Genomic DNA, 22,834 nt, shown 5'->3' with positions numbered 1-22,834 from the left:
TCAAGTCCTCATCGTTAGGTTGTGAATAGCGAGAGTGCCATGTCCAGACACATGCTGTTTTTGCTGGACGTGAGAATAAGTGTAGTCAGGGATTCTGGGTTTTATTTACTATTCGGAATTTTTAACCATCCTGCTCAGGCGAACCAGGTTCCATTACGCCAGTGGCGTCGCCAGATAATGGCCAGTGAAAGCCCACGCAACGTGAGGAAAACGCTTAATGCCAGCCACAAACCATGATTTCCAAGCCACGGTAAAGCGAGCAGCGTTAATGCGAATCCCGCTGCGGCAACGGCCATACTGTTACGCATTTCTGCAGCCCGCGTCGCGCCAATAAACATCCCGTCGAGCAGATAACACCACACCCCCACCAGCGGCAAAACCACCTGCCAGAAGAGATAGCGATCGGCCAGCAGTTGGATCTGCGGCAGCGATGTCAGCAGCGCCACAATCTGCTCGCCAAACAGGGCATAAACCAGCGAAAACAAAATAGCCACAATACCGGACTGTCGACAGGCCGCCCGCCAGACATCCAGCAACTGGCTACCATCTCGCGCCCCATAGGCCTGACCCGAATGCGCTTCCACGGCATAGGCAAATCCGTCCAGCGCGTAGGCGGTAAAAGTCAGCAAGGTCATCAGAACGGCATTAACCGCAATGATATCGCCTCCCAGACGCGCACCCAGCACCGTGATAGCGCCAAAACAGAGTTGTAGCAGCAGCGAGCGCAGCATGATGTCGCGGTTGAGCGCCAACAAACGACGGAAGTTGCCACGCCACGCCTGCTTCAGCATTGCCAGTGAAATGCCACGTATATGCAGGACTTTACGTACCATCATCAGGCCAATCAGCAGGGTGGCATATTCGGCAATCACCGTCGCCAGCGCCGCTCCCTGCACGTTCATATGCAGGCCCATCACCAGCCATAAATCGAGTACGATGTTGAGAATATTACCGACAATCAACAGGATAACCGGCGCACGCGCATACTGAACGCCAAGCAGCCAGCCGAGCAGCACCAGATTCGCCAGAGACGCGGGTGCGCTTAACCAGCGAATTTCCAGGAAACGTCGGGCCTGCTCCAGTACCGCTTCACTTCCCCCGACAATATGCAGAGCCAGATCGATAATCGGTGTACGAAACAGTGCGATAAGCAGCCCCGCTCCCAGCGCCAGCATTAGCGGCTGCACCAGCGCGCGCGCCAGCGCCTGCGGATTTTTCGCGCCAAATGCCTGCGCGGTAAGACCTGTGGTACTCATGCGCAGGAAAAGCAGCAACATAAAGAGAAAACTGGTCGCCGTGGCGCCAACCGCAACGCCGCCAAGATAGACTGGGCTATCCAGATGACCAATCACAGCGGTATCCACCAGTCCCAGCAGGGGAACGGTGATATTGGAAAAGATCATCGGTAAGGCGAGGTGCCAGAGTGCTTTATCAGAAGAGGTAAAGAAAGGCATACAGGAGAGCCTGGAAGAAGTTAGAGGTACTGAAAAAAATGTTGTCCATGCCCAACAAGCGCAGCGCCATCGGGCACGTTGCCGGATGGCGACATAAACGTCTTATCCGGCCTACAGGGCATTAACAGAAAATTACAGCCATTCACCGTTACGAATAACGCCTACCGCCAGTCCTTCGATAGTGAAATTTTGCTCACGCAGGTCGACAACGATGGGTTTAAATTCGCTGTTTTCTGGCAAGAGTTCAACCTTGTTGCCCTGTTTTTTCAGGCGCTTAACGGTGACTTCGTCATCGATACGGGCAACAACGACCTGACCGTTACGCACGTCCTGTGTTTTATGCACAGCGAGTAAATCACCGTCCATAATACCGATATCTTTCATCGACATACCACTAACGCGCAGCAGAAAATCGGCGTTCGGTTTGAACAGTGAAGGATCGACCTGGTAGTGGCCTTCGATGTGCTGCTGCGCCAGCAGTGGCTCACCTGCAGCCACACGCCCAACAAGCGGTAACCCTTCTTCTTCTTCCTGCAGCAGTCGAATACCGCGCGATGCACCGGATACAATTTCCAGCACCCCTTTACGCGCCAGCGCTTTCAGATGTTCTTCAGCAGCGTTTGGGGAACGGAACCCCAAACGCTGCGCGATCTCCGCACGCGTCGGTGGCATACCTGTCTGGCTGATGTGATCCCTAATGAGATCAAACACCTCTTGCTGCCTGGCCGTTAACGCTTTCATTCCGCCCCCTGGGTGTATATACAGTTATGCTGTGAGTATATACAGCTAAAGGTGATTTTGGAACCGCAAACTGCACAAAAAACAGGAGATTTATGCAGTTGTGGAATCTTTATCGCAAATGCGACCACAACAGGATGCCCCAGGTGATCAGAGCGACAAAAATAGACAGCAATACCGCCGCCGACCCCATATCTTTTGCCCGACCGGAAAGTTCGTGATACTCAGAGCCAATACGGTCAACCACCGCCTCAATCGCACTGTTGAGGATTTCAACGATCATCACCAGCATCACGGAACCAATCAACAGCACGCGGGTAATGGCATCGACGTCCAGCCAGCAGGCGATGGCTACGCCCAACAGGACGGCAACGCTTTCCTGACGGAATGCCGCCTCATTGATCCATGCGGCGCGAAAACCTTTCCAGGAATAGCCTGCAGCTTTGATAATTCGGGTGAATCCAGTGGTATTATTGGCCATCAAAAAGAACCTTTTTACATTATTAGCGTCAATGTCATTGTAACGTTACCCCGTTTGTTTCAGGGTGTGGCAAAGCAGCGCGAAGTATGACGGGATACCACAGAAATTAACTAAACTTTCTGATATCCTTGCAGCGCATTTGCATTATTAACCAGAGGCTTTACATCGTTTATGTCCGGCTGGCCACGAATTTACTACAAATTACTGAATTTACCATTAAGCGTCCTGGTAAAAAGCAAGTCTATTCCGGCAGAACCTGCCCCGGAATTGGGACTCGATACTTCTCGTCCCATTATGTACGTCTTACCGTACAATTCAAAAGCAGACTTGCTGACGCTGCGTGCCCAATGTCTGGTGCACGATCTCCCCGATCCCCTGGAACCGCTGGAGATAGACGGAACTCTGCTGCCGCGCTACGTGTTTATTCACGGCGGCCCGCGTGTGTTCACCTATTACACGCCGAAAGAAGAGTCCATCAAGCTGTTCCATAACTATCTCGACCTGCATCGCAGCAATCCAGACCTGGATGTGCAGATGGTGCCGGTTTCGGTGATGTTTGGCCGTGCGCCAGGGCGTGAAAAAGGCGAAGTCAATCCACCGCTGCGCATGCTGAACGGTGTACAGAAATTCTTTGCTGTGTCCTGGCTGGGACGCGACAGTTTTGTCCGCTTCTCCCCGTCAGTCTCCTTGCGTCGCATGGCGGATGAACACGGTACGGATAAGATCATTGCTCAGAAGCTGGCTCGCGTGGCGCGCATGCACTTTGCTCGTCAGCGTCTGGCCGCAGTTGGCCCGCGCCTCCCTGCCCGCCAGGACCTGTTTAATAAGCTGCTGGCCTCAAAAGCTATCGCTCGCGCGGTAGAAGACGAAGCGCGCAGTAAAAAAATCTCCCACGAAAAAGCGCAGCAAAACGCCATTGCGCTGATGGAAGAGATTGCCGCCAACTTCTCCTACGAGATGATCCGTCTGACCGACCGTATTCTGGGCTTTACCTGGAACCGGCTGTATCAGGGGATTAACGTTCACAATGCGGAGCGTGTCCGTCAACTGGCGCACGATGGGCACGAAATCGTGTATGTCCCGTGCCACCGCAGCCATATGGACTATATGCTGCTGTCATACGTTCTGTACCACCAGGGTCTGGTTCCGCCGCACATCGCTGCCGGTATCAACCTGAACTTCTGGCCAGCGGGTCCGATTTTCCGCCGTCTGGGCGCATTCTTTATTCGTCGTACCTTCAAGGGTAACAAGCTCTATTCCACCGTTTTCCGCGAATACCTGGGCGAACTGTTCAGCCGCGGCTACTCGGTTGAATATTTTGTCGAAGGTGGCCGTTCACGTACCGGTCGTTTGCTCGACCCGAAAACCGGCACGCTGTCGATGACTATTCAGGCGATGCTGCGTGGCGGAACGCGTCCGATTACCCTCGTACCGATCTACATCGGCTATGAGCACGTAATGGAAGTAGGCACCTACGCCAAAGAGCTGCGTGGCGCGACGAAAGAAAAAGAGAGTCTGCCGCAAATGCTGCGTGGCTTAAGCAAGCTGCGTAATCTGGGCCAGGGCTATGTCAACTTTGGTGAACCAATGCCGTTGATGACTTACCTTAACCAGCACGTGCCGGAGTGGCGTGAATCGATTGATCCTATCGAGTCTATCCGCCCAGCCTGGCTAACGCCGACGGTGAATAACATTGCCGCCGATCTAATGGTGCGCATTAACAACGCAGGCGCGGCCAACGCCATGAACCTGTGCTGTACTGCGTTACTGGCTTCCCGCCAGCGCTCTCTGACCCGTGAACAGCTGACCGAGCAGCTTGACTGCTATCTCAGCCTGCTACGCAATGTGCCGTACGCGGCAGATGCTACAGTTCCTGCGCAGAGCGCCAGTGAATTGATCGATCACGCCTTGCAGATGAACAAGTTTGAGGTCGAGAAAGACACCATCGGCGACATCATCATTTTGCCGCGCGAGCAGGCGGTATTGATGACCTACTACCGCAACAACATTGCGCATATGCTGGTTCTGCCTTCGTTGATGGCAGCCATCGTGACTCAGCATCGTCGTATTTCACGCGCCGCGCTACAGCAGCATATTGATGCGCTGTATCCGATGCTGAAAGCGGAGCTGTTCTTACGCTGGGAGCGTGATGAACTTGCCGGAGTGATTGACGAACTGGCCAGCGAAATGCAGCGCCAGGGACTTATCACCCTGACCGATGACGAACTGCATATCAATCCGGCCCGCTCCCGTACGCTACAGCTGCTGGCGGCAGGCGCTCGCGAGACGTTGCAACGCTACGCCATTACCTTCTGGTTGCTGAGCGCCAATCCGTCGATCAACCGTGGTACGCTGGAGAAAGAGAGCCGCACCGTGGCGCAACGCCTCTCCGTGCTGCACGGCATTAACGCGCCGGAATTCTTCGATAAAGCCGTGTTCAGCTCCCTGGTGCTGACGCTGCGTGACGAGGGATTCATCAGCGACACCGGAGATGCCGAACCGGAAGAGACGATGAAGATCTATCAGATGCTGGCCGAACTGGTCACGTCAGATGTGCGTCTGACCATCGAGAGCGCTACACAAGGCGAGTAAGCATAAAAAAACCGGTCGGAATGAACTGACCGGTTTTTTATTTTGCAGACTAGACCAAACTCAAAAATGCCAGTAGCTCATCGCCAGTCCTAAGAACAACACCAGACCGACGTAATTATTGTTCATAAACGCTTTAAAACAGGCATCACGTTCGCGATTGACGATCAGTTTCTGCTGATAGACAAACAGCGCGCCCGCCACCAGCAGAGACCAGTAATAACCCAGCCCTAACCCGTTTAGCCAACCCACCAGCGCCATCAACACCAGCACGCCAACCTGCAAAACACCGATAATCAGCTTGTCGTTCTTACCAAACAGAATCGCGGTCGATTTAATGCCTATCTTCAGGTCATCATCCCGGTCAACCATGGCATATTGCGTATCATAGGCCACTGCCCAGAGGATATTGGCGAGGAACATCAGCCAGCAGCTCAGCGGTACGGATTCGCTCACGGCGGCAAACGCCATCGGGATCGACCAGCCAAACGCCGCCCCCAGCACCACCTGCGGCAGATGCGTATAGCGCTTCATAAAGGGGTAAACCCACGCCAATGCTAACGCCGCAACGGATAACAATATGGTCATCGTGTTGAGTGTTAAAACCAGCAGGAAGGCCAGCAGCACCAATACGATGAACAGCGTTCGGGCTTCTTTCTCGGTTACGGCCCCGCTCGGCAGCGGTCGATTTGCGGTGCGTTTAACGTGTCCGTCAAATTTCCTGTCGGCATAATCATTCACCACGCATCCGGCGGCGCGCATTAACCATACTCCGGCAACAAAAACCGCCAGGATCCACAGTTGCGGCATGCCCGGGGTCGCCACCCACAATGCCCACAGCGTAGGCCAGAGCAGTAGTAAGGCGCCGATTGGCTTATCCGTACGCATCAAGCGGTGAAACGCCAACAGCTTATTCTGCGTCAGACTCCACTCCATCTTTATCTTCCTCTCAGTACAACGGCGATGCAGGCAGAAAAAGCTCGGTAAGCATCAGCGGCTTACCGCTCAGCCGCAGGCGGGAACGACGCCCCCACAGCGCTGCATCGCGGCCAATCTCAATAAAATCTCGGGTCAATGTTGATGACGTAAACAGGTAGCGTCCGAGCGGGGTTTTCCCCAGGTTTTGTAAGGCCAGTTCAGGACCGCACAAGGTTGATTCAGGCACTACGGTCCGTCCGGCAAGCCAGGGTTCACCATCCGCGCATAACAGGATTTCACGTAACCAATAGCGGGGCTCTTCAGGCAGCAGCAGCAGCTCTTCAGACACCTCATTTTGCCCAACGAATTCTTCGCGAATCAACGTGACGGTGACCTGTTTTCCCTGCTGCTCAAAACGTGTAGTCATGGAATCTTCCAGTAACAACCAGTCGAGCAGTTGGGCGTCCAGCGCCGGGATCGCATCAAAATAACGCAGCGCACGCAGTTGCGTTAACGCAGGGTGTGGCATGCCTTACTCTCCGATTTATAACCTGAAGGCATTGTATCGCAGAAAAGGCATTACGGGGTGAGCAAACACAATTAAGTGATCGGTAGGGCAACATAAGTGTAACAATTAGCACCGAAGGATAAAAAAAGGTGCGCCAGGAGACGCACCAGTTGTTGCAAAATCAACAATGTGGGGAGATGTTTACCCCTTGCCTTTTACACTGCTGATAAAGGTGGATCGGGCAGATTTGGATCCCAGACGTTCCGCTTCATCAAGCAGCTTCAGCGCTTTATCAACATCGCCTTTTGCAACTGCATCCTTAATCGCCTGATTAAAATAGCTTTCCGTGTCGTTCAGCATCGGTTCACTTTTCTTCACCGGCTGCGGCGCAGGTGCGGCAACTGCTGCTGCCGGAGCTGCATAAGCCACCGCTGGTGCGGCGGTATTACCAACCGTAACAGGACCAGGGCCGGACGAGCCAAACAGCGGCCCGACCAGAACGCTGGAGGAGGAGCTGGTTTTAACTTTCAGATGCAGCAGACCGTCGGTGGTGTGGCGGGCAATCGGGTCCGGAATATCCGGAACAGCGTTACCTACCCCCTTGGCATAGGCTTTTGCCGGGTCAAGCAGGGTTGTGGTCTGCTGGAGATCTTTATCAGTAGTAAAGACCAGAACATACAGTTTTTGCTGGCCCAGCGCAGGCGTCAGGCGCATGACCCCTTCCAGACGATCGGCACTCATCACACCCGGTGCCTGGTAGGTAAAGTAACTGCTAGGGAAGAACGCAGATGGCGTCATGTTCTGATCAAGAATTAAGACGTTTGGCGCAAATACGCTGGTTTGTTTGTTGACTTCACTGCTCAGTGTCAGGGTCAGTTCACCAATGTTCGCCGGTACGCTGTAGGCGGCAACCGGGCCGCTAATACCGGCAATGTCCAGACGCTGTCCCGCTGTCGCAAGCTGTGTCGATTGGGTTTTGGATTGATCAACCGGCGTCCAGGTCAACTGTTGCAGCGCGGCAGTGGGGATTGTTGGGGCCGCGGTGGTGTTCTGCGGAACAATATTAACATCGGCCAGGCTGATGCCAGGCGCGCTGGCAAATAACCCTGCAGATAAACAAAGGGCAACGAGACTTTTCTTCATTTTCATTGTTATCACCTCAGATAGCATGGGTTCAGCGGTGGCCAGGCAATAGCGCGCTAAACCGTAATCAAGAGGGGCTTGCGCCCCTCTTTCGGTCTTTACGTCAGGTTAGTGCTGGATTACCACCAGATTTCCATCTGGGCACCGAAGGACCACTCATCGCTGTCGCCACGGCTGGTGGTGCTGATACCAGAGTTAGTTGCGGCGGCATATTTAGAAACTTTGTCGCCATTTTTCACGTAACCCCACTCTTCATCCCATTTGGCATAGGTTGCGAAGACGCGGATTGCCGGGCGAGACCAGATGCTGTCGCCAGCCTGCCATTGTTGCGCCAGGGTGATTTTGTACTGGCTGTTGCGATCGCTGGTCTGCTGTGATTTAACGTTGTCGTAACCGACTTCCAGCAAGGTGCTCATGATCGGCGTCCATTTGTACATCGGACGGATACCCACGGTGTACCATTCGGTACCCAGGTCGTTATCCAGGTCGATGTTCTGATACATACCGACGTACATCAGGTCCCACTTGTCGCCCAGAGAGATTGCACCATGGTCAAGTACGCGTACCAGGCTACCATTGTTATTGATGTTGTTGTCAACATGATGGATGACAGGTGCATCTGGAGATACCTGAGTATCGAAGGTAGAGCCGTAAGTCCCCTGCGAGCCGCCCTTACCTTGCGTTGTCATGGCGTCAGTCGCGTACTGAACAACAAATTTGTTATAGCCTTTCAGCATACTTTGGGTGTGTTCTGCGGTGAACATCCAACCATCTTTCGTTGCGTCATCCGCGTAGCTGTAACCGTCGGTTTTATTCGCGCGGCCATAGTCCACACCCAGTTCCAGCATACCGTCAGGGTTAGTAGCCATCTGCGCTAAACGTACGTCAAATACGTCGTTCGCGGTATCTTTAGAGGTGTCGTAGATATTCTGGCTACTGAAGGTATAAGACCCCCCAGCTTCCTGAGAACGGGTGGCCGCCAGAGACAGTTTACCGAAGCCCAGATCGATGTTTTCAATACCAGCGCCAGGACCTGAAATATCCCAGTAGTAGAAGTCGATCATGTGGACGTCATGACGCTGATAGAAACGCTTACCGGCCCAGATAGTGGAGCCTGGCAGCCATTCAATCAGGTTTTTACCCTGCACGTTGGCTTCGCGGAAAGCAGGATCGGTCGCTTCCCAGTCATTCTGCTGTGCAACGGAGTAGGCAACGTTGGTGTCGAAGTAGAAGCTCTTATCGCCCTCTTTCCACACTTCCTGGCCTAATTTGATTTCCGCATAAGTTTCACATTCGTTACCAAGACGGTATTTACTTTGTGCACCTGTTGCCTGGAAACATTGTTGTTCACCGCCACTACCCGTCCAGCCAATACCGGAACGAGCATAACCATGGAAGTCCACGGCCATTGCCTGAACAGACATAATGCCTGCTGCCACAGCAACCGCCAGAGGGAGTTTGCGCAGAGTAATCATCGTTCTATCTCCTGAGATCATTGCTTTTCTTTAAACGCTGCCACCTTCTGCAACTGCGAATGGTTTTGCGTTTCGTTTTTTTATGGGGACCTTAAACGCCCGGCTCCTGGTGCAACCGACGACATGCAGTGCCATCCTCACGGAACAGATGGCAACGCTCTGGCGGCAGGCCGATAGCGAATGTGGCACCCTCTTCTACCAACACCACGTCGTTCTGGCGGTAAACCAGGTTTTGACGGATGGCGGGGATCTGGATATGAATTTGTGTTTCGTGACCCAACTGCTCGACCACCTGCACTTCACCTTCGAGGGTGACATCGGCGATATCGCTGGGCAGCAGATGTTCCGGGCGGATACCTAAAGACATGTTGGCGCCAACCTGCACCGCATGGCTGTCTACCGGTAGCCAGATTTGCTGGCGGTTGGGCAGCTCAACCTGCACTTGATCGATGGCCGTTGCCGTGACTTTCACCGGCAGGAAGTTCATCTTCGGCGAACCAATGAAGCCCGCTACAAAGCGGTCCGCCGGGTAGTGATACAGCTCCAGGGGCTTACCGACCTGCGCTACGCGACCGGCATCCAGCACCACAATTTTGTCGGCCAGCGTCATCGCTTCGACCTGATCGTGGGTGACGTAAATCATCGTGCGGCCAAGACGTTTATGCAGGCGGGAAATTTCAATACGCATCTGCACGCGCAGTGCGGCGTCCAGGTTCGACAGGGGTTCATCCAGCAGGAATACGCGCGGTTCGGCGACCAGCGTACGGCCAATCGCCACACGCTGACGTTGTCCGCCGGAAAGTGCTTTCGGTTTACGTTCCAGCAGGTGCGCCAGTTGCAGAACTTCCGCGACCTGGTTCACGCGCTGGTTCATCACCTCTTTTTTCGCTCCGGCCAGTTTGAGGCCGAACGACATGTTTTCCGCGACAGATAAATGGGGATACAACGCATAGGACTGAAAGACCATGCCCACACCGCGTTCGGCGGGTGGAATGTCGTTCATCCGGGTCTCCCCGATAAACAGATCGCCACTGGTGATGGTTTCAAGTCCGGCAATCATACGCAGCAAGGTCGACTTACCGCAGCCTGAAGGTCCGACAAACACCACGAATTCCCCTTCGTGAATGTCGAGATTGATATCTTTCGATACCACCACGTCACCCCAGGCTTTCGTTACATTTCGCAGCTGTACGCTCGCCATGCCCTTCTCCCTTCGTTACAACCTGTCATCGACAGCAACATTCATGATGGGCTGACTATGCGTGATCCCTTGACTGCGTGAATCCTCCACCCCCCGGCTTTTTTATGGGGGAGGAGGCGGGAGGATGAGAGAGCAGCGTCTGAGACCCGGGCCGTACGCAGCGGAGGAATTTCGTGATGCAGCCTGCAAAAATCGGTGGGTTTTTATGTGCGCCAGTACGCAATACTCACATTTATGTAACACAGATCACATAAAGAGCGGGTGGGGCGTAGGGGTAAGGAGGATGGAAAGAGGTTGTCGTATAAAGAAACTAGTAACCGTTAAGCCACCTCTGCAAAATCACCAAACAGGATGGGAACTATGAAAATCAAAACTGGCGCACGCATCCTCGCATTGTCTGCATTAACGACGATGATGTTTTCCGCCTCGGCTCTCGCCAAGATTGAAGAAGGTAAGCTGGTTATCTGGATTAACGGCGACAAAGGCTATAACGGCCTCGCTGAAGTGGGCAAAAAATTCGAGAAAGACACCGGGATCAAAGTCACCATTGAGCACCCGGACAAACTGGAAGAGAAATTCCCGCAGGTTGCTGCGACCGGCGACGGCCCGGACATCATCTTCTGGGCGCATGACCGTTTTGGCGGCTACGCTCAGTCTGGCCTGCTGGCTGAAATAACGCCTGACAAAGCATTCCAGGACAAGCTCTATCCGTTCACCTGGGATGCCGTACGCTATAACGGCAAACTAATTGCCTACCCGATCGCGGTTGAAGCGCTGTCGCTGATTTACAACAAAGACCTCGTGCCAAATCCACCGAAAACCTGGGAAGAAATTCCTGCACTGGATAAAGAACTGAAGGCGAAAGGTAAATCCGCGCTGATGTTCAACCTGCAAGAACCGTACTTCACCTGGCCGCTGATTGCCGCCGACGGCGGTTACGCGTTCAAGTTTGAAAACGGCAAGTACGACGTGAAAGACGTGGGCGTGGATAACGCTGGCGCGAAAGCGGGCCTGACCTTCCTGGTTGACCTGATCAAGAACAAACACATGAACGCGGATACCGATTACTCCATCGCTGAAGCGGCCTTTAACAAAGGCGATACCGCGATGACCATCAACGGCCCGTGGGCATGGTCTAACATCGACAAGAGCAAAATCAACTACGGCGTCGCGCTGTTGCCAACCTTCAAAGGCAAGCCGTCTAAACCGTTTGTTGGCGTGCTGAGCGCGGGTATCAACGCCGCCAGCCCGAACAAAGAACTGGCGAAAGAGTTCCTCGAAAACTACCTGCTGACCGATCAGGGTCTGGAGGAAGTGAACAAGGACAAACCACTGGGCGCCGTTGCGCTGAAATCCTTCCAGGATCAGTTAGCAAAAGACCCACGCATCGCCGCCACCATGGATAACGCCCAGAAAGGCGAAATCATGCCGAACATCCCACAGATGTCCGCATTCTGGTATGCCGTACGTACCGCAGTGATTAACGCAGCCAGCGGTCGTCAGACCGTCGATGCCGCACTGAAAGATGCACAAGGTCGTATCACCAAGTAGTGCTGTAGCACACGTGCCGGATGGCGGCATAAATGCCTTATCCGGCCTACAACTCACCGTAGGCCTGATAAGCGCAGCGCCATCAGGCACTTTTGCCGACAGATGTTCAATGTTGTAGAGGAAGATCCCCATGGATGTCATTAAAAAGAAACACTGGTGGCAAAGCGACACGCTGAAATGGTCAGTGATGGGTCTGCTTGGGCTGCTGGTCGGTTACCTTGTTGTTTTGATGTACGCTCAGGGGGAGTACCTGTTTGCCATCATGACGCTGATTTTAAGCTCTGCTGGCCTGTATATTTTTGCTAACCGTAAAGCCTATGCCTGGCGCTATGTTTATCCAGGCGTTGCCGGTATGGGGCTGTTTGTCCTGTTTCCGCTGATTTGTACGATCGCCATTGCCTTTACCAACTACAGCAGCACCAACCAACTGACCTTTGAACGCGCTCAGGAAGTTCTGATGGATCGTTCTTATCAGGCGGGTAAAACCTACAATTTTGGCCTGTATCCGGCGGGTGATGAGTGGCAACTGGCCCTCACCGACGGTGAAACCGGCAAGAATTATCTCTCCGACGCCTTTAAATTTGGCGGCGAACAGAAACTGCAGTTGAAAGAAGCCGAAGCGCTGCCAGCGGGCGAGCGTGCAACGCTGCGTATCATTACGCAAAATCGCCAGGCATTAACCCAATTGACCGCCATCCTGCCGGATGAAAGCAAAGTGATTATGAGTTCACTGCGCCAGTTCTCCGGCACGCAGCCACTCTATGCGCTCGCTGATGACGGTACGCTCACCAACAGCCAGAGCGGTGTAAAATATCGTCCGAACAACGACATTGGTTTCTATCAGTCGGTGAATGCAGACGGTAACTGGGGCGATGACAAGCTTAGCCCGGGCTACACCGTTACTATTGGCTGGGATAATTTTACCCGCGTCTTTACCGACGAGGGCATCCAGAAACCGTTCTTCGCTATCTTCGTCTGGACGGTGGTCTTCTCGGTACTGACCGTTATTTTGACCGTGGCCGTCGGCATGGTGCTCGCCTGTCTGGTGCAGTGGGAATCCCTGAAGGGCAAAGCGATTTACCGCGTCCTGCTGATTCTGCCGTATGCCGTGCCATCGTTTATCTCGATTCTGATTTTCAAAGGGCTGTTCAACCAGAGCTTTGGTGAAATTAACATGATGCTGAGCGCGCTGTTTGGCATCAAACCGGCCTGGTTCAGCGACCCAACCACCGCGCGTTCGATGATTATTATCGTCAACACCTGGCTGGGCTATCCATACATGATGATCCTGTGCATGGGCCTGCTGAAAGCAATTCCTGACGATCTGTACGAAGCCTCCGCGATGGATGGCGCAGGTCCGTTCCAGAACTTCTTTAAGATTACGTTGCCGCTGCTGATCAAGCCCCTGACGCCGCTGATGATCGCCAGCTTCGCCTTTAACTTTAACAACTTCGTGCTGATTCAACTGTTGACCAACGGTGGTCCGGACAGGCTCGGTACCACCACGCCAGCCGGTTATACCGACCTGCTCGTGAGCTACACCTATCGTATTGCCTTTGAAGGCGGCGGTGGTCAGGACTTCGGTCTGGCGGCGGCGATTGCCACACTGATCTTCCTGCTGGTTGGCGCGCTGGCGATTGTGAACCTGAAAGCCACACGTATGAAGTTTGATTAAGGGAGATAACGACAATGGCTATGGTCCAACCGAAATCACAAAAGTTACGTTTATTCGCAACGCACTTAGGGCTGCTGATTTTTATCGCGGCGATCATGTTCCCGCTGCTGATGGTTATCGCTATCTCGCTGCGCGAAGGTAACTTTGCTACCGGCAGCCTGATCCCGGAAAACATCTCCTGGGAGCACTGGAAACTGGCGCTGGGCTTTAGCGTTGAGCACGCGGATGGCCGCGTGACCCCGCCGCCGTTCCCGGTGCTGTTATGGCTGTGGAACTCGGTGAAAGTGGCCACCATTACTGCGATCGGTATCGTGACGCTTTCCACCACCTGCGCTTACGCCTTTGCCCGTATGCGATTCCCGGGCAAAGCAACCCTGCTGAAAGGGATGCTGATTTTCCAGATGTTCCCGGCGGTACTGTCTCTGGTCGCGTTGTATGCTTTGTTTGATCGCCTGGGCCAGTACATTCCGTTTATCGGCCTGAACACTCACGGCGGCGTGATCTTTGCTTATCTCGGCGGTATTGCGCTGCATGTGTGGACGATTAAGGGCTATTTCGAAACCATCGACGGTTCGCTGGAAGAAGCGGCCGCGCTGGATGGCGCTACGCCGTGGCAGGCTTTCCGCCTGGTGCTGTTACCGCTTTCCGTTCCGATTCTGGCGGTCGTGTTTATTCTGTCGTTCATTGCCGCCATTACCGAAGTACCGGTCGCGTCACTGCTGCTGCGTGATGTGAACAGCTACACCCTCGCGGTAGGTATGCAGCAGTACCTCAATCCACAGAACTACTTGTGGGGCGACTTTGCCGCCGCAGCTGTACTTTCAGCCATTCCGATCACTCTGGTATTCCTGCTGGCGCAGCGCTGGCTGGTCAACGGCCTGACGGCGGGTGGTGTAAAAGGTTAAGTTTTACCGAAGTAACCGCCCGGCAACGGGCAATGCCACTGCAACCCTCAATTTATGTTATCCCAACCTGTGACTGTTATTCGGCGCTCTACGGAGCGCCTTTTTTTATGTAAATTCCATACGCTTAAGCGATGTAAAACGTTTACACTCACTGGATTATTTTTATTGACAGACAATTAACATCTTTGTGATAAGCATCACATATGCAAATTTTCATAATGACGAAAACAAAATACAGAATAACACTTCCACTCTCGAAATATTACATTACCCTAACGATAAAATCGGGCGAGTAACAAATATGAAAGTTTATAATTTTGATAAAGTTATTTCACGCGACGGAACCTATAGCGCTAAATATAATAACAAGGGGCGTGACATCATCCCTCTGTCTGTAGCTGATATGGATATCCCCGTAGCTGATTTTATAGTTTCTGAATTGTCAGTCGCAAATCAGAAAGGTATCTACGGTTATACATTATTAAGTGATGACTGGCAGCAAGTAACAGCACAGTGGTACCAACGCCATTACTCGTGGAAGGTCAACCCTGAACACATTGTTTTTTGCCCACGAGTGGTACAAGCCGTCTCATTATTTATCCAGAACTTTACCCAGCCGGGAGATGCTATTGTCAGCCTGGCCCCAGCCTATCATCCTATTAGCCATGCAGTTGAAGTCAACCATAGAGTATTGCTGGAAAGTGCGTTACTTTATCGTGAACACCGCTATGAAATAGACTTTGCGGATCTCGAAGATAAGTTCAAAACGGCTTGTTGTTTTATTCTAATATCGCCGCATAATCCAACAGGAACAATCTGGTCAGAAGACAATCTGAGAAAAATAGCTTCATTAGCAGAGAAATATAATGTTTTTATTATTTCCGATGATGTTCATGCAGACTTCAATTTCACCAAAAAACAACATCAAATAATTTCTTCGATAAGTTCATACGTTGCACAAAACTCGTTTATTTGTACATCTCCAGCAAAAACATTCAATATGGCCGGACTTGAAATCGCCAATATTGTTATTGCTAATGATAAGTATCGTGAAAAGTTTAAATCAGCTCTTATTGCAGCAGGTATCCATAATCCTGGTTATTTCTCTGTTCCTGCATTTCTCTGTGCTTACCGCCATGGCGATTCTTGGTTAGCAGCATTAAAAGATTATTTGGCCGAAAACAGGCGCTGGGTTCAATCATTCTGCCAGGCTCATTTTCCAGACTGGGTTGTCGCCTCTGGTGGTGGAACTTACATGTTGTGGATCGACTACCGAGCGATGAACATCAGCGAAGAGCAACTACGCCATTGGTTTGTCTCCCTCGCTGGTGTTGAGATGAGTTGGGGATCAGATTTTGGCGATGAAGGACTTGGTTTTTTCCGCGTGAACATCGCCACGCCAAGAACCACTCTTACACAAGCATTTGAACGGATTTATCAGAGCATACCCTTCACTACAGGAGTTTCCCTCCATGAATAATAACAATACTCCAAGAACACCAACTCTGGTGGAATCATTGTTACCAATACTAGCGATGGTTCTATTGCTGGGAGTTGGCTATGCAGCTTTCGATCTGCCACCTGAGCCATTAATGGTTCTTTCAACCGTCATTGCTGCGCTGTTAGTTAAGCGGTTGGGGTACGGCTACAATGCAATCCTTGAATCAATATCGCAGAAAATCGCCAAAACAATGCCTGCTCTGCTAATTTTGATCAGCGTGGGCCTCCTGATTGGGACATGGATGATAGGCGGTACTATTCCGCTGATGATTTATTACGGCCTTAATCTGATAAATCCTTCAATGATCTATGTGACCGCCCTGCTCGTTACTGCCGTCGTCTCTGTATGCACAGGGACATCCTGGGGATCGGCAGGCACTGTCGGTGTAGCATTTATGGGTGTGGCCATCGGAATGGAGGCTAATCTGGCAGCAACTGCTGGCGCTATTGTGGCGGGGGCTTATTTCGGGGACAAACTGTCACCCCTTTCTGGCGACACTAACCTGGCCGCGATGGCGGCCCAGATAGATCTCTATGAACACATCGCTCATTTACTTTACACAACCCTTCCCTCATTGATTCTGTCAGCCGTTGTTATGACCCTCTATGGAATGAATGGCGATCTCGGCGGCTCAACCGTGCCCGACAAAGTTCAGCTAATTACAGAGGGATTAAAGGGGATTTATCATTTTAATTTGTTGTTATTGCTCCCCATTGCCATTGTCCTGTACGGTTCGATTACCAAGAAACCAACTATTCCAATTATGCTTGTTTCGGCACTGGTAGCCATGATCAACGCCAGCGTCATTCAGGGTTTCGCACTACACGACATTGTAAAAAGCGCAGTAGACGGATTTAACGTTTCAATGCTTACCGATAAAGATGTTAATCCTCTATTAGGTAATTTGCTCAACCGCGGTGGCATGAACTCGATGATGAGTACGTTGCTTATTTGTTTCTGCGCCCTTTCATTCGCGGGAACATTGGCCTTGAGCGGCGCTTTAGAAGTCATCGTCCATAATCTGCTCAAATTAGTTCATTCCACAGGAACCATGATTCTTGCGACTATTGCCTGTGGCTTAACAATGATTAGCGTGACCTGTAATGGTCAGATCTCAATCCTGATCCCGATTGAAATGTTACGAAGTGCTTATATTGAGCGCGGGCTACATCCAAAAAATCTGGCGAGGACTGTAGAAGACTCTGCCACCATATTTGAACCGATTCTGCCCTGGACTGCCGCAGGTGCCTACATGGCAGGTACGCTTGGTGTTGCTACATTAAGCTATCTTCCGTGGGCTATTCTCTGCTGGAGTGGCATTTTCTTTGCGACGCTATGGGGTTTCACTGGCTTTGGCATCGCTCGCTTGTCCAAAGAAAAGCAGCAACAGCTCATGATGGAAACCGTAAATGAAAGCAAATAGAATCGGCCTGATTAAGATATTCGCCAGTCATTAACCACGTCTACACGCCGCAGCCCGATTGCGGCGTGTTGTCTGTTACTCTCGCTTCAGCCGTTTGGAATTGCACAACCACAGGGTGATCACCAGCAGCAGGATCGCCGCAGAATAGATCAGCACATCCATCGGCGCTTTATGATCGACAATGATCAACCGCACAATCGCGGTGATCCCGATATAGACAAAATAGCGCAGCGGAAAGTGAAACCCTGACTGAAAGTATTTCACAATCAAGGCGATAAATTCAAAGTAGAGGAAGTAAACCACCAGCCCTTCCACCAGCTCATACTTGCTGGTTTGTTCCGGCGCGAACAGCACATCTGCCAGATGCAGCGTTTCTTTCCCGAGGAATACAACCAGGATCAGGCCCAGACTCAGCAGCCCCAGATTCAACACAGTCTGTAAGATGGTGGAGATAAACTCCACGCGCGGACGAGATAGCGACGTCATAACGACCCCTCCTGTTCAGTGACGAGGTTTCTGTATAACGCAAAAATGTGACAGAGATCTACATTTTTTGTTTATGTTTTGTGCAGCTCAATAATAGTGCAACAATGCTTCTGACACTAACATCTTGAACGGAATAGAAATGCTTAAGATTGAAATGGCAACCGTCGACGATGCCAGCTTGCTAAGCGCAATGGGCTATATCAGCTATCGACATCACTTTGCGCCTTTGTGGAAAAACCCGAGCGAGCTCGACGCTTATCTTGAGCAGGAATATTCCTTACCAGCGATATCCAGCAGTTTGGCCGAGCCCGGAACCTTCTGGCTTATCGCCTTTGCCGACGCGCCGGTTGGCTTTGCCAAATACAGTCTCCGCCGCTCTATTGATCCAGAAGGGCATTCAGGGGCATTACTACATAAGATCTACCTGATGCCAGATGCAACGGGCAAGCAGTACGGTGAGCAGCTTTTTGCCGAAGTTATTCGCCAGGCCAAAGAGCAGGATGAAAAATGGCTCTGGCTTGAGGTACTGGCTGATAATCCTAAGGCACGGGAGTTCTATGAACGGCAAGGGATGACGCTTGTGAAGGAAACTGCTTTCACTACCGCCTCCCAGGCCAGTATTTTGTACGTTATGGAAAAGCAGATTTAAGAGGATATAAATGATGAATATTCGTCAATCCGCTGTCCGCAACGTTACCTGCGGTGAGAACGTGGTGATTTATGAGCCCGCCAATCTCTACGACTGCACATTGGGTGACAACGTCTTTGTCGGACCATTTGTAGAAATCCAGGGCAATACGCAGATTGGCGCAGACAGCAAAATTCAGTCGCACACCTTCATCTGCGAATATGTCTCCCTGGGCGCCCGCTGTTTTATCGGTCATGGCGTGATGTTCGCCAACGATATGTTTCGCGGAGGAAAACCCAACGCTGACCGCAACAGTTGGGGGAGAATTATCATTGGCGACGATGTTTCGATCGGCAGTGGAGCGACCATTCTGGCGGTCACTATCTGCGATGGCGCAGTCATCGGCGCGGGAAGCGTAGTGACCAAATCGATTACCGAGAAAGGTGTGTACGCGGGCAACCCGGCAAAATTATTGCGTCGTTTATAAATTGCCGGAGGGCGGCATAAATGCCTTATCCGGCCTACTGCCGTACTGTAGGCCCGGTAAGCTCTGCGCACCGGGCGATCAAGCGTTAACGGAAGTTCTCACTTCTGTCGCTGGTCATATCATACAGACCAAACTTACGTCCAAGCTGCTGGCCGCCATCACGCGTTAACGGCGTCCAGCCAATCGCCGCACGGCTGCGGGTCGGGCCAGACGAGAACAGATCCAGCGGTACGGAAACGTACACCCCTTTGGTAAAATCACCCTCTCCGTACTCATCCGGCGAGGCATCGGTGATGGTTGCATAGCCACCTACCACAACACCGCTATCAAAGCGTTTCGCCACTTCCAGCGTTCCGCCCTTATCCCCCGCCAGATACTGACCCACGCTGGCTTTCACCAGTACATCCTGAGCGAATGACGGATTCCAGTAAGCCGTCAAATGCCCGGTCTTCACGCTGTAGTCGGTGAATTTCATCATGTCCTGCGCGCTACGCCAGTCACGCTGTTTCACGTAGTTGGCATCAACACCAAACGCCCAACTGCTGTCCAGCGGGCGATACAGCACTTCCGCCCCCGCTCCGCCATACATGGTTTCCAGATAGCCACCGTAAACCTGTCCGTAGAACCCGTTTCCGAGTGACTGGAAGTAGTTGGCCTGCAAGTTATTCACGTAGACATCGTTTTGCACATACTCGCGCACATGGGTACGCACTCGTGGTAAATGCGAATCCTGCGGCGGGTTGGTGTAGTTAAATTTGTCATAGTTATTGGCGAGGTTGGCGAACAAACTCCCGGTGGTCAGCAGATGATCGGTCACCCACCAATCCGCTGTTCCCATCACGCCCAACTGATACATATAGAAGTTTTCCGGGCCGCCCACCGACTGGTTAAGCACCGGATCGATGTGGAGATTAAAGCGTGACTTATCGATATACCAACCCTGCTCGGTCGTTTTCGGCACCACGGGCTCAACGCGTTTTTGCGCCAGTGGGGTTTCATGACCCAACGGCTCGCCTTCCAGATGGCGCTTGAGGCTGGAAACCTCCGTTTCAGTCGTCACCTGCGGCAAGTTAAGGCGATTTTCCGTAATACGGATCGCGCGGATCCCGTCGGGAAGGGAGTTCATCACGATCCGGTTGGCACGTTCGATCCCTTCACGCGAATCACGGTATTTCACCTGTTCACCGGTCACATACAGCGTATCGCCCTGCACCTGAATTTTAGGATCGGCCAGCCCGGCGTTATATTTCAGCAACGTTAGCTGATTCGCCACCACCGAATGTTGCAGGATGGCATCCTGCGGCTGCGGCTGATATTTCGGCCGGGCGTTGTCGTTATAGTTTGGCCGCAGATCGTTAAAGTTAGTCCGCAGCGTGACCCCAAACATAAAGGTGTTCCCGCGCTCATAGCTCAGGTTAACGTCGGCCCAATCGGTGACGCGATAAATAGCGCCGACGTTAAACTTGCTCTTCTGATCCAGCTTGCCCGCAAAATCCTGTTGGTAATTATTCCCCTCATACTCCAGCTTCAGGCGCAGTGGTTGCCAGGGAGTCTGATATTCCACACCGCCAAATAATGATGCCGGACCATGGAACATCTGGCTGCCGTCAATAGAGCCGGCCTGCTTGTAGCTGTTATCGCGATAGCAGAATTTATCGCTGTATGAGCAAAACGGATTGCTGACGTTGCCGCTGGTCCCGAGATATCCCCAGCCCAGGCCAAGCGAGAAATCAAACGGCCCCCAGGCTTTATTCGCCACTATATACTCCGCATCGAACAGGCCCGTCCCGCCAATATCGCGCGCGCCAGCCGCTACCTGCGGCATCCAGTAGCTCTCTTCCCACAGCCGTAATTTGAGATCAAAAGCCTTATCTTTGTATGTCTGATCGCCTGAAAACGACTCGACGCTGCTGTATTTTTTAGTACGCACATCGGTGTAGCGCAGCGTGGTTTCCAGCCACGGGAACAGTTGTACCGACGCAGAGTAGTAGCGGTACTGATCGTTGTCGCGGTAGTTGAGGCTCATTTCGCCCTCGCGCGCCATGCGTGCGGTTGGGGTTTGCAGCAGCCCCACGCCGCCAAAATCGGACTGCGAAGGTCCAATGGGCGCGGGCCAGGTTTCACCGTGGCAAGCAACGCTTACGCCCAGCGCCAGTAAGCTGAGCAGGTAAGTTTTTCTCATTATTCGGGTATCCGCTGGGTCAGGGTGCGAAGAATATCGGCATTGATTTCATCCGGGGTGCTGCTCCAGACAGCATCAGAGAGTCCGACAAAAATGATGCTGCCGGGCATCGGCTCAACGTGACGTTTGTTCCAGTAAGCGACCGGTACTTTCTGCGTGCGTCCATTGGGATAGATGACCCACGCGTAGCTACGATCCGCGCCGCCGAGCCGACTTTGCCCATCGAGGTAGCTGGCGACATCACGCCCGGGCATAAACGGTTGTTTACCTGGGTGGCTTAGCAGGCCAAACAGCGTGATATCGGTTGGCTGCGCTCCGGCCCACAGCGTGTAATTGCCCTGCAGCGGCGGGTTACCTTGCTCGCTGACGCGCACAACATCCGGATCGAGATTAATCTTCTGTCTGCCGGTCACCTTCAGCGCCTGAATTTGCTGGCGTAATGCCTTGATAGATGCGGCATCGTCACCGCTTTCTTCAGCGCTCAGCGTCGCCAGGCGGGCCAGTAATGCCTGCTGCTGACGTTCCGCCTCAGTCGTTGCCCGCTCTTCACTGATAACTGCGCCTGGCCACCAGCTATTGCTCAACTGCGGCTGTCCAACCAGGTCGAGCAGATGTTCAGCCCCGGTCAGCGTTTTTGGCTCTGCGCTGGCGGAGGTAAAGACCTTAACGCTGCCCGCAGCAAAAACGGACGCTGTGCTCAGACTTAACAGCAGCGCCAGTACGGCTCGTTTGATCATGATTTTGCCGCCTTAATCAGCGTGGTTTTCACCGGGAAGTAACGTGCGCCAAGATACTGTTCCGACTGGCGAATCTGCCCTTCGCTGTCGATCCAGTAGCGGTTATGCCAGCGTGTTTGTTCGGTAGTTATCTCTTCATCGAGGAGCCGTACCGGCGTGTTATCGCTGCCGACTTTGATGGTGTCTGCGCCAACCCATTTGAAAACTGAGCGTGCGGTGGCATAGCGTACCTGCTGATGTTCAGTCCAGCCCATCGTACGGGTCCACGTTGCGCCATCGATTATTTGATTTGGTTTGATGAGCGGGTCTGTCGCCAGATTATTCATCTCGATCAGGTTGTCACCACCGAGCTGCGTTTTCACAATGCGCCCATGCTGCGTGACGAGAATGGCCCGATCCTGAGTCACCCATTTTTGCTGTCCGTTTTCTGCGAACGCGAGTACCACAAACAACTGGGGACCGCCGTTGAGTTGCATGTACTGGCTGGCGTAGGGCATGTTTTGGATTTCATCGTCCGTCATCTGTACGCCGGGAGTACCAAACACGCTCTCCCATAGCGAATGACCCAACCCTTCGGTGGTGGCTGAGCACGCCTGCAGTAACAGGCAAACCATTATGATCGCTGGTCGCTTCACGACGTTTCTCCGCAGCGGCAAAATAACCACACCGAAGTGTGGTTAGAATTAATCCCCGTCATACTTCACGTTGCAGATGCGTTAGCTACGTTCACTCACCCCGGTCACATAGCTATC

Annotated in this window: 20 protein-coding genes and 1 pseudogene; 8 read left to right on the top strand and 13 right to left on the bottom strand. The window is 52.5% G+C overall.

Annotated elements, in window-relative coordinates; genetic code table 11:
* Positions 1-134: 134 nt before the first annotated feature.
* The 3 genes from dinF to OGW16_RS01120 all read right to left on the bottom strand — a co-directional run bounded on the left by dinF (position 135) and on the right by OGW16_RS01120 (position 2,673).
* Positions 135-1,454, bottom strand: a complete 1,320-nt coding sequence (dinF, locus tag OGW16_RS01130; protein ID WP_047407213.1) for an MATE family efflux transporter DinF — start codon at positions 1,452-1,454, stop codon at positions 135-137.
* A gap of 132 nt (positions 1,455-1,586) precedes the next feature.
* Positions 1,587-2,195, bottom strand: coding sequence for a transcriptional repressor LexA (gene lexA / locus OGW16_RS01125; protein ID WP_003826596.1), 609 nt, complete (start codon positions 2,193-2,195; stop codon positions 1,587-1,589).
* A 109-nt stretch (positions 2,196-2,304) separates the two neighbouring features.
* Positions 2,305-2,673 (bottom strand): diacylglycerol kinase, encoded by a 369-nt coding sequence (locus OGW16_RS01120; RefSeq protein ID WP_003826594.1) that lies wholly within the window; start codon positions 2,671-2,673, stop codon positions 2,305-2,307.
* Between the two features lie 171 nt (positions 2,674-2,844).
* Between OGW16_RS01120 and plsB the strand changes: the two genes are divergently transcribed.
* On the top strand, positions 2,845-5,265 hold the full coding sequence (gene plsB, locus OGW16_RS01115; protein WP_003826592.1) for a glycerol-3-phosphate 1-O-acyltransferase PlsB: 2,421 nt from the start codon (positions 2,845-2,847) through the stop codon (positions 5,263-5,265).
* A gap of 60 nt (positions 5,266-5,325) precedes the next feature.
* Here plsB and ubiA read toward each other — a convergent pair whose 3' ends face one another.
* From ubiA to malK, 5 genes are all read right to left on the bottom strand, one after another.
* Positions 5,326-6,198 carry a 4-hydroxybenzoate octaprenyltransferase gene (ubiA, locus tag OGW16_RS01110; RefSeq protein WP_043018076.1) on the bottom strand — a complete coding sequence of 291 codons (873 nt, stop codon included), beginning with the start codon at positions 6,196-6,198 and terminating at the stop codon, positions 5,326-5,328.
* Positions 6,199-6,211: 13 nt separating this feature from the next.
* Positions 6,212-6,709, bottom strand: coding sequence for a chorismate lyase (ubiC, locus tag OGW16_RS01105; RefSeq protein ID WP_286517589.1), 498 nt, complete (start codon positions 6,707-6,709; stop codon positions 6,212-6,214).
* A 180-nt stretch (positions 6,710-6,889) separates the two neighbouring features.
* On the bottom strand, positions 6,890-7,837 hold the full coding sequence (gene malM / locus OGW16_RS01100) for a maltose operon protein MalM (RefSeq protein ID WP_286517587.1): 948 nt from the start codon (positions 7,835-7,837) through the stop codon (positions 6,890-6,892).
* 113 nt (positions 7,838-7,950) lie between these two features.
* On the bottom strand, positions 7,951-9,306 hold the full coding sequence (locus OGW16_RS01095; protein WP_087051799.1) for a maltoporin: 1,356 nt from the start codon (positions 9,304-9,306) through the stop codon (positions 7,951-7,953).
* Positions 9,307-9,397: 91 nt separating this feature from the next.
* Complete coding sequence (malK, locus tag OGW16_RS01090) at positions 9,398-10,507, bottom strand: maltose/maltodextrin ABC transporter ATP-binding protein MalK (RefSeq protein ID WP_048215134.1); 1,110 nt, start codon at positions 10,505-10,507, stop codon at positions 9,398-9,400.
* A gap of 360 nt (positions 10,508-10,867) precedes the next feature.
* Between malK and malE the strand changes: the two genes are divergently transcribed.
* The gene (gene malE / locus OGW16_RS01085) at positions 10,868-12,058 is read left to right on the top strand and encodes a maltose/maltodextrin ABC transporter substrate-binding protein MalE (RefSeq protein WP_043018071.1); all 1,191 of its coding nucleotides are present in this window, start codon (positions 10,868-10,870) and stop codon (positions 12,056-12,058) included.
* Positions 12,059-12,073: 15 nt separating this feature from the next.
* Here malE and OGW16_RS26430 read toward each other — a convergent pair.
* Positions 12,074-12,148, bottom strand: a pseudogene (locus OGW16_RS26430) (hypothetical protein); the annotation flags it as partial.
* 40 nt (positions 12,149-12,188) lie between these two features.
* Here OGW16_RS26430 and malF point away from each other — a divergent pair.
* From malF to nhaC, 4 genes are all read left to right on the top strand, one after another.
* Positions 12,189-13,733 (top strand): maltose ABC transporter permease MalF, encoded by a 1,545-nt coding sequence (gene malF, locus OGW16_RS01080; protein ID WP_043018070.1) that lies wholly within the window; start codon positions 12,189-12,191, stop codon positions 13,731-13,733.
* Between the two features lie 14 nt (positions 13,734-13,747).
* The gene (gene malG, locus OGW16_RS01075) at positions 13,748-14,638 is read left to right on the top strand and encodes a maltose ABC transporter permease MalG (protein ID WP_043018069.1); all 891 of its coding nucleotides are present in this window, start codon (positions 13,748-13,750) and stop codon (positions 14,636-14,638) included.
* A gap of 301 nt (positions 14,639-14,939) precedes the next feature.
* Complete coding sequence (locus OGW16_RS01070; protein WP_286517584.1) at positions 14,940-16,118, top strand: MalY/PatB family protein; 1,179 nt, start codon at positions 14,940-14,942, stop codon at positions 16,116-16,118.
* Positions 16,111-17,562 (top strand): Na+/H+ antiporter NhaC, encoded by a 1,452-nt coding sequence (gene nhaC / locus OGW16_RS01065; RefSeq protein ID WP_043018068.1) that lies wholly within the window; start codon positions 16,111-16,113, stop codon positions 17,560-17,562. The genes OGW16_RS01070 and nhaC overlap by 8 nt, the downstream gene beginning before the upstream one ends.
* Before the next feature lie 75 nt (positions 17,563-17,637).
* Here the strand turns inward: nhaC and psiE are convergent, their stop codons facing one another.
* Positions 17,638-18,048 carry a phosphate-starvation-inducible protein PsiE gene (gene psiE, locus OGW16_RS01060; protein ID WP_003031674.1) on the bottom strand — a complete coding sequence of 137 codons (411 nt, stop codon included), beginning with the start codon at positions 18,046-18,048 and terminating at the stop codon, positions 17,638-17,640.
* A gap of 139 nt (positions 18,049-18,187) precedes the next feature.
* Here psiE and OGW16_RS01055 point away from each other — a divergent pair, with 139 nt between their 5' ends.
* Entirely contained in the window at positions 18,188-18,697 is a 510-nt protein-coding gene (locus OGW16_RS01055; protein ID WP_199995171.1) for a GNAT family N-acetyltransferase, read from the top strand.
* Positions 18,698-18,710: 13 nt separating this feature from the next.
* Positions 18,711-19,163: an acyltransferase gene (locus tag OGW16_RS01050; RefSeq protein ID WP_431021307.1), complete on the top strand. Its 453-nt coding sequence runs from the start codon at positions 18,711-18,713 to the stop codon at positions 19,161-19,163.
* A gap of 85 nt (positions 19,164-19,248) precedes the next feature.
* On the opposite strand, the gene OGW16_RS01045 is transcribed toward OGW16_RS01050, so the two are convergent.
* From OGW16_RS01045 to OGW16_RS01035, 3 genes are read right to left on the bottom strand one after another with little or no spacing between them, the layout of a single operon-like run.
* The gene (locus OGW16_RS01045) at positions 19,249-21,345 is read right to left on the bottom strand and encodes a YjbH domain-containing protein (protein ID WP_100193844.1); all 2,097 of its coding nucleotides are present in this window, start codon (positions 21,343-21,345) and stop codon (positions 19,249-19,251) included.
* Complete coding sequence (locus OGW16_RS01040; RefSeq protein ID WP_087051796.1) at positions 21,345-22,082, bottom strand: capsule biosynthesis GfcC family protein; 738 nt, start codon at positions 22,080-22,082, stop codon at positions 21,345-21,347. The genes OGW16_RS01045 and OGW16_RS01040 overlap by 1 nt, the downstream gene beginning before the upstream one ends.
* The gene (locus OGW16_RS01035) at positions 22,079-22,717 is read right to left on the bottom strand and encodes a YjbF family lipoprotein (protein WP_213733639.1); all 639 of its coding nucleotides are present in this window, start codon (positions 22,715-22,717) and stop codon (positions 22,079-22,081) included. Before OGW16_RS01035 ends, OGW16_RS01040 begins: the two co-directional genes overlap by 4 nt.
* Positions 22,718-22,834: the final 117 nt, after the last annotated feature.

The organism is Citrobacter sp. Ce104 (assembly GCF_030334595.1).
Classification (GTDB): domain Bacteria; phylum Pseudomonadota; class Gammaproteobacteria; order Enterobacterales; family Enterobacteriaceae; genus Citrobacter; species Citrobacter europaeus.
The sequence above is the reverse complement of the archived record's forward strand: the minus strand, read 5'-3'. Positions and strand labels throughout refer to the sequence as shown.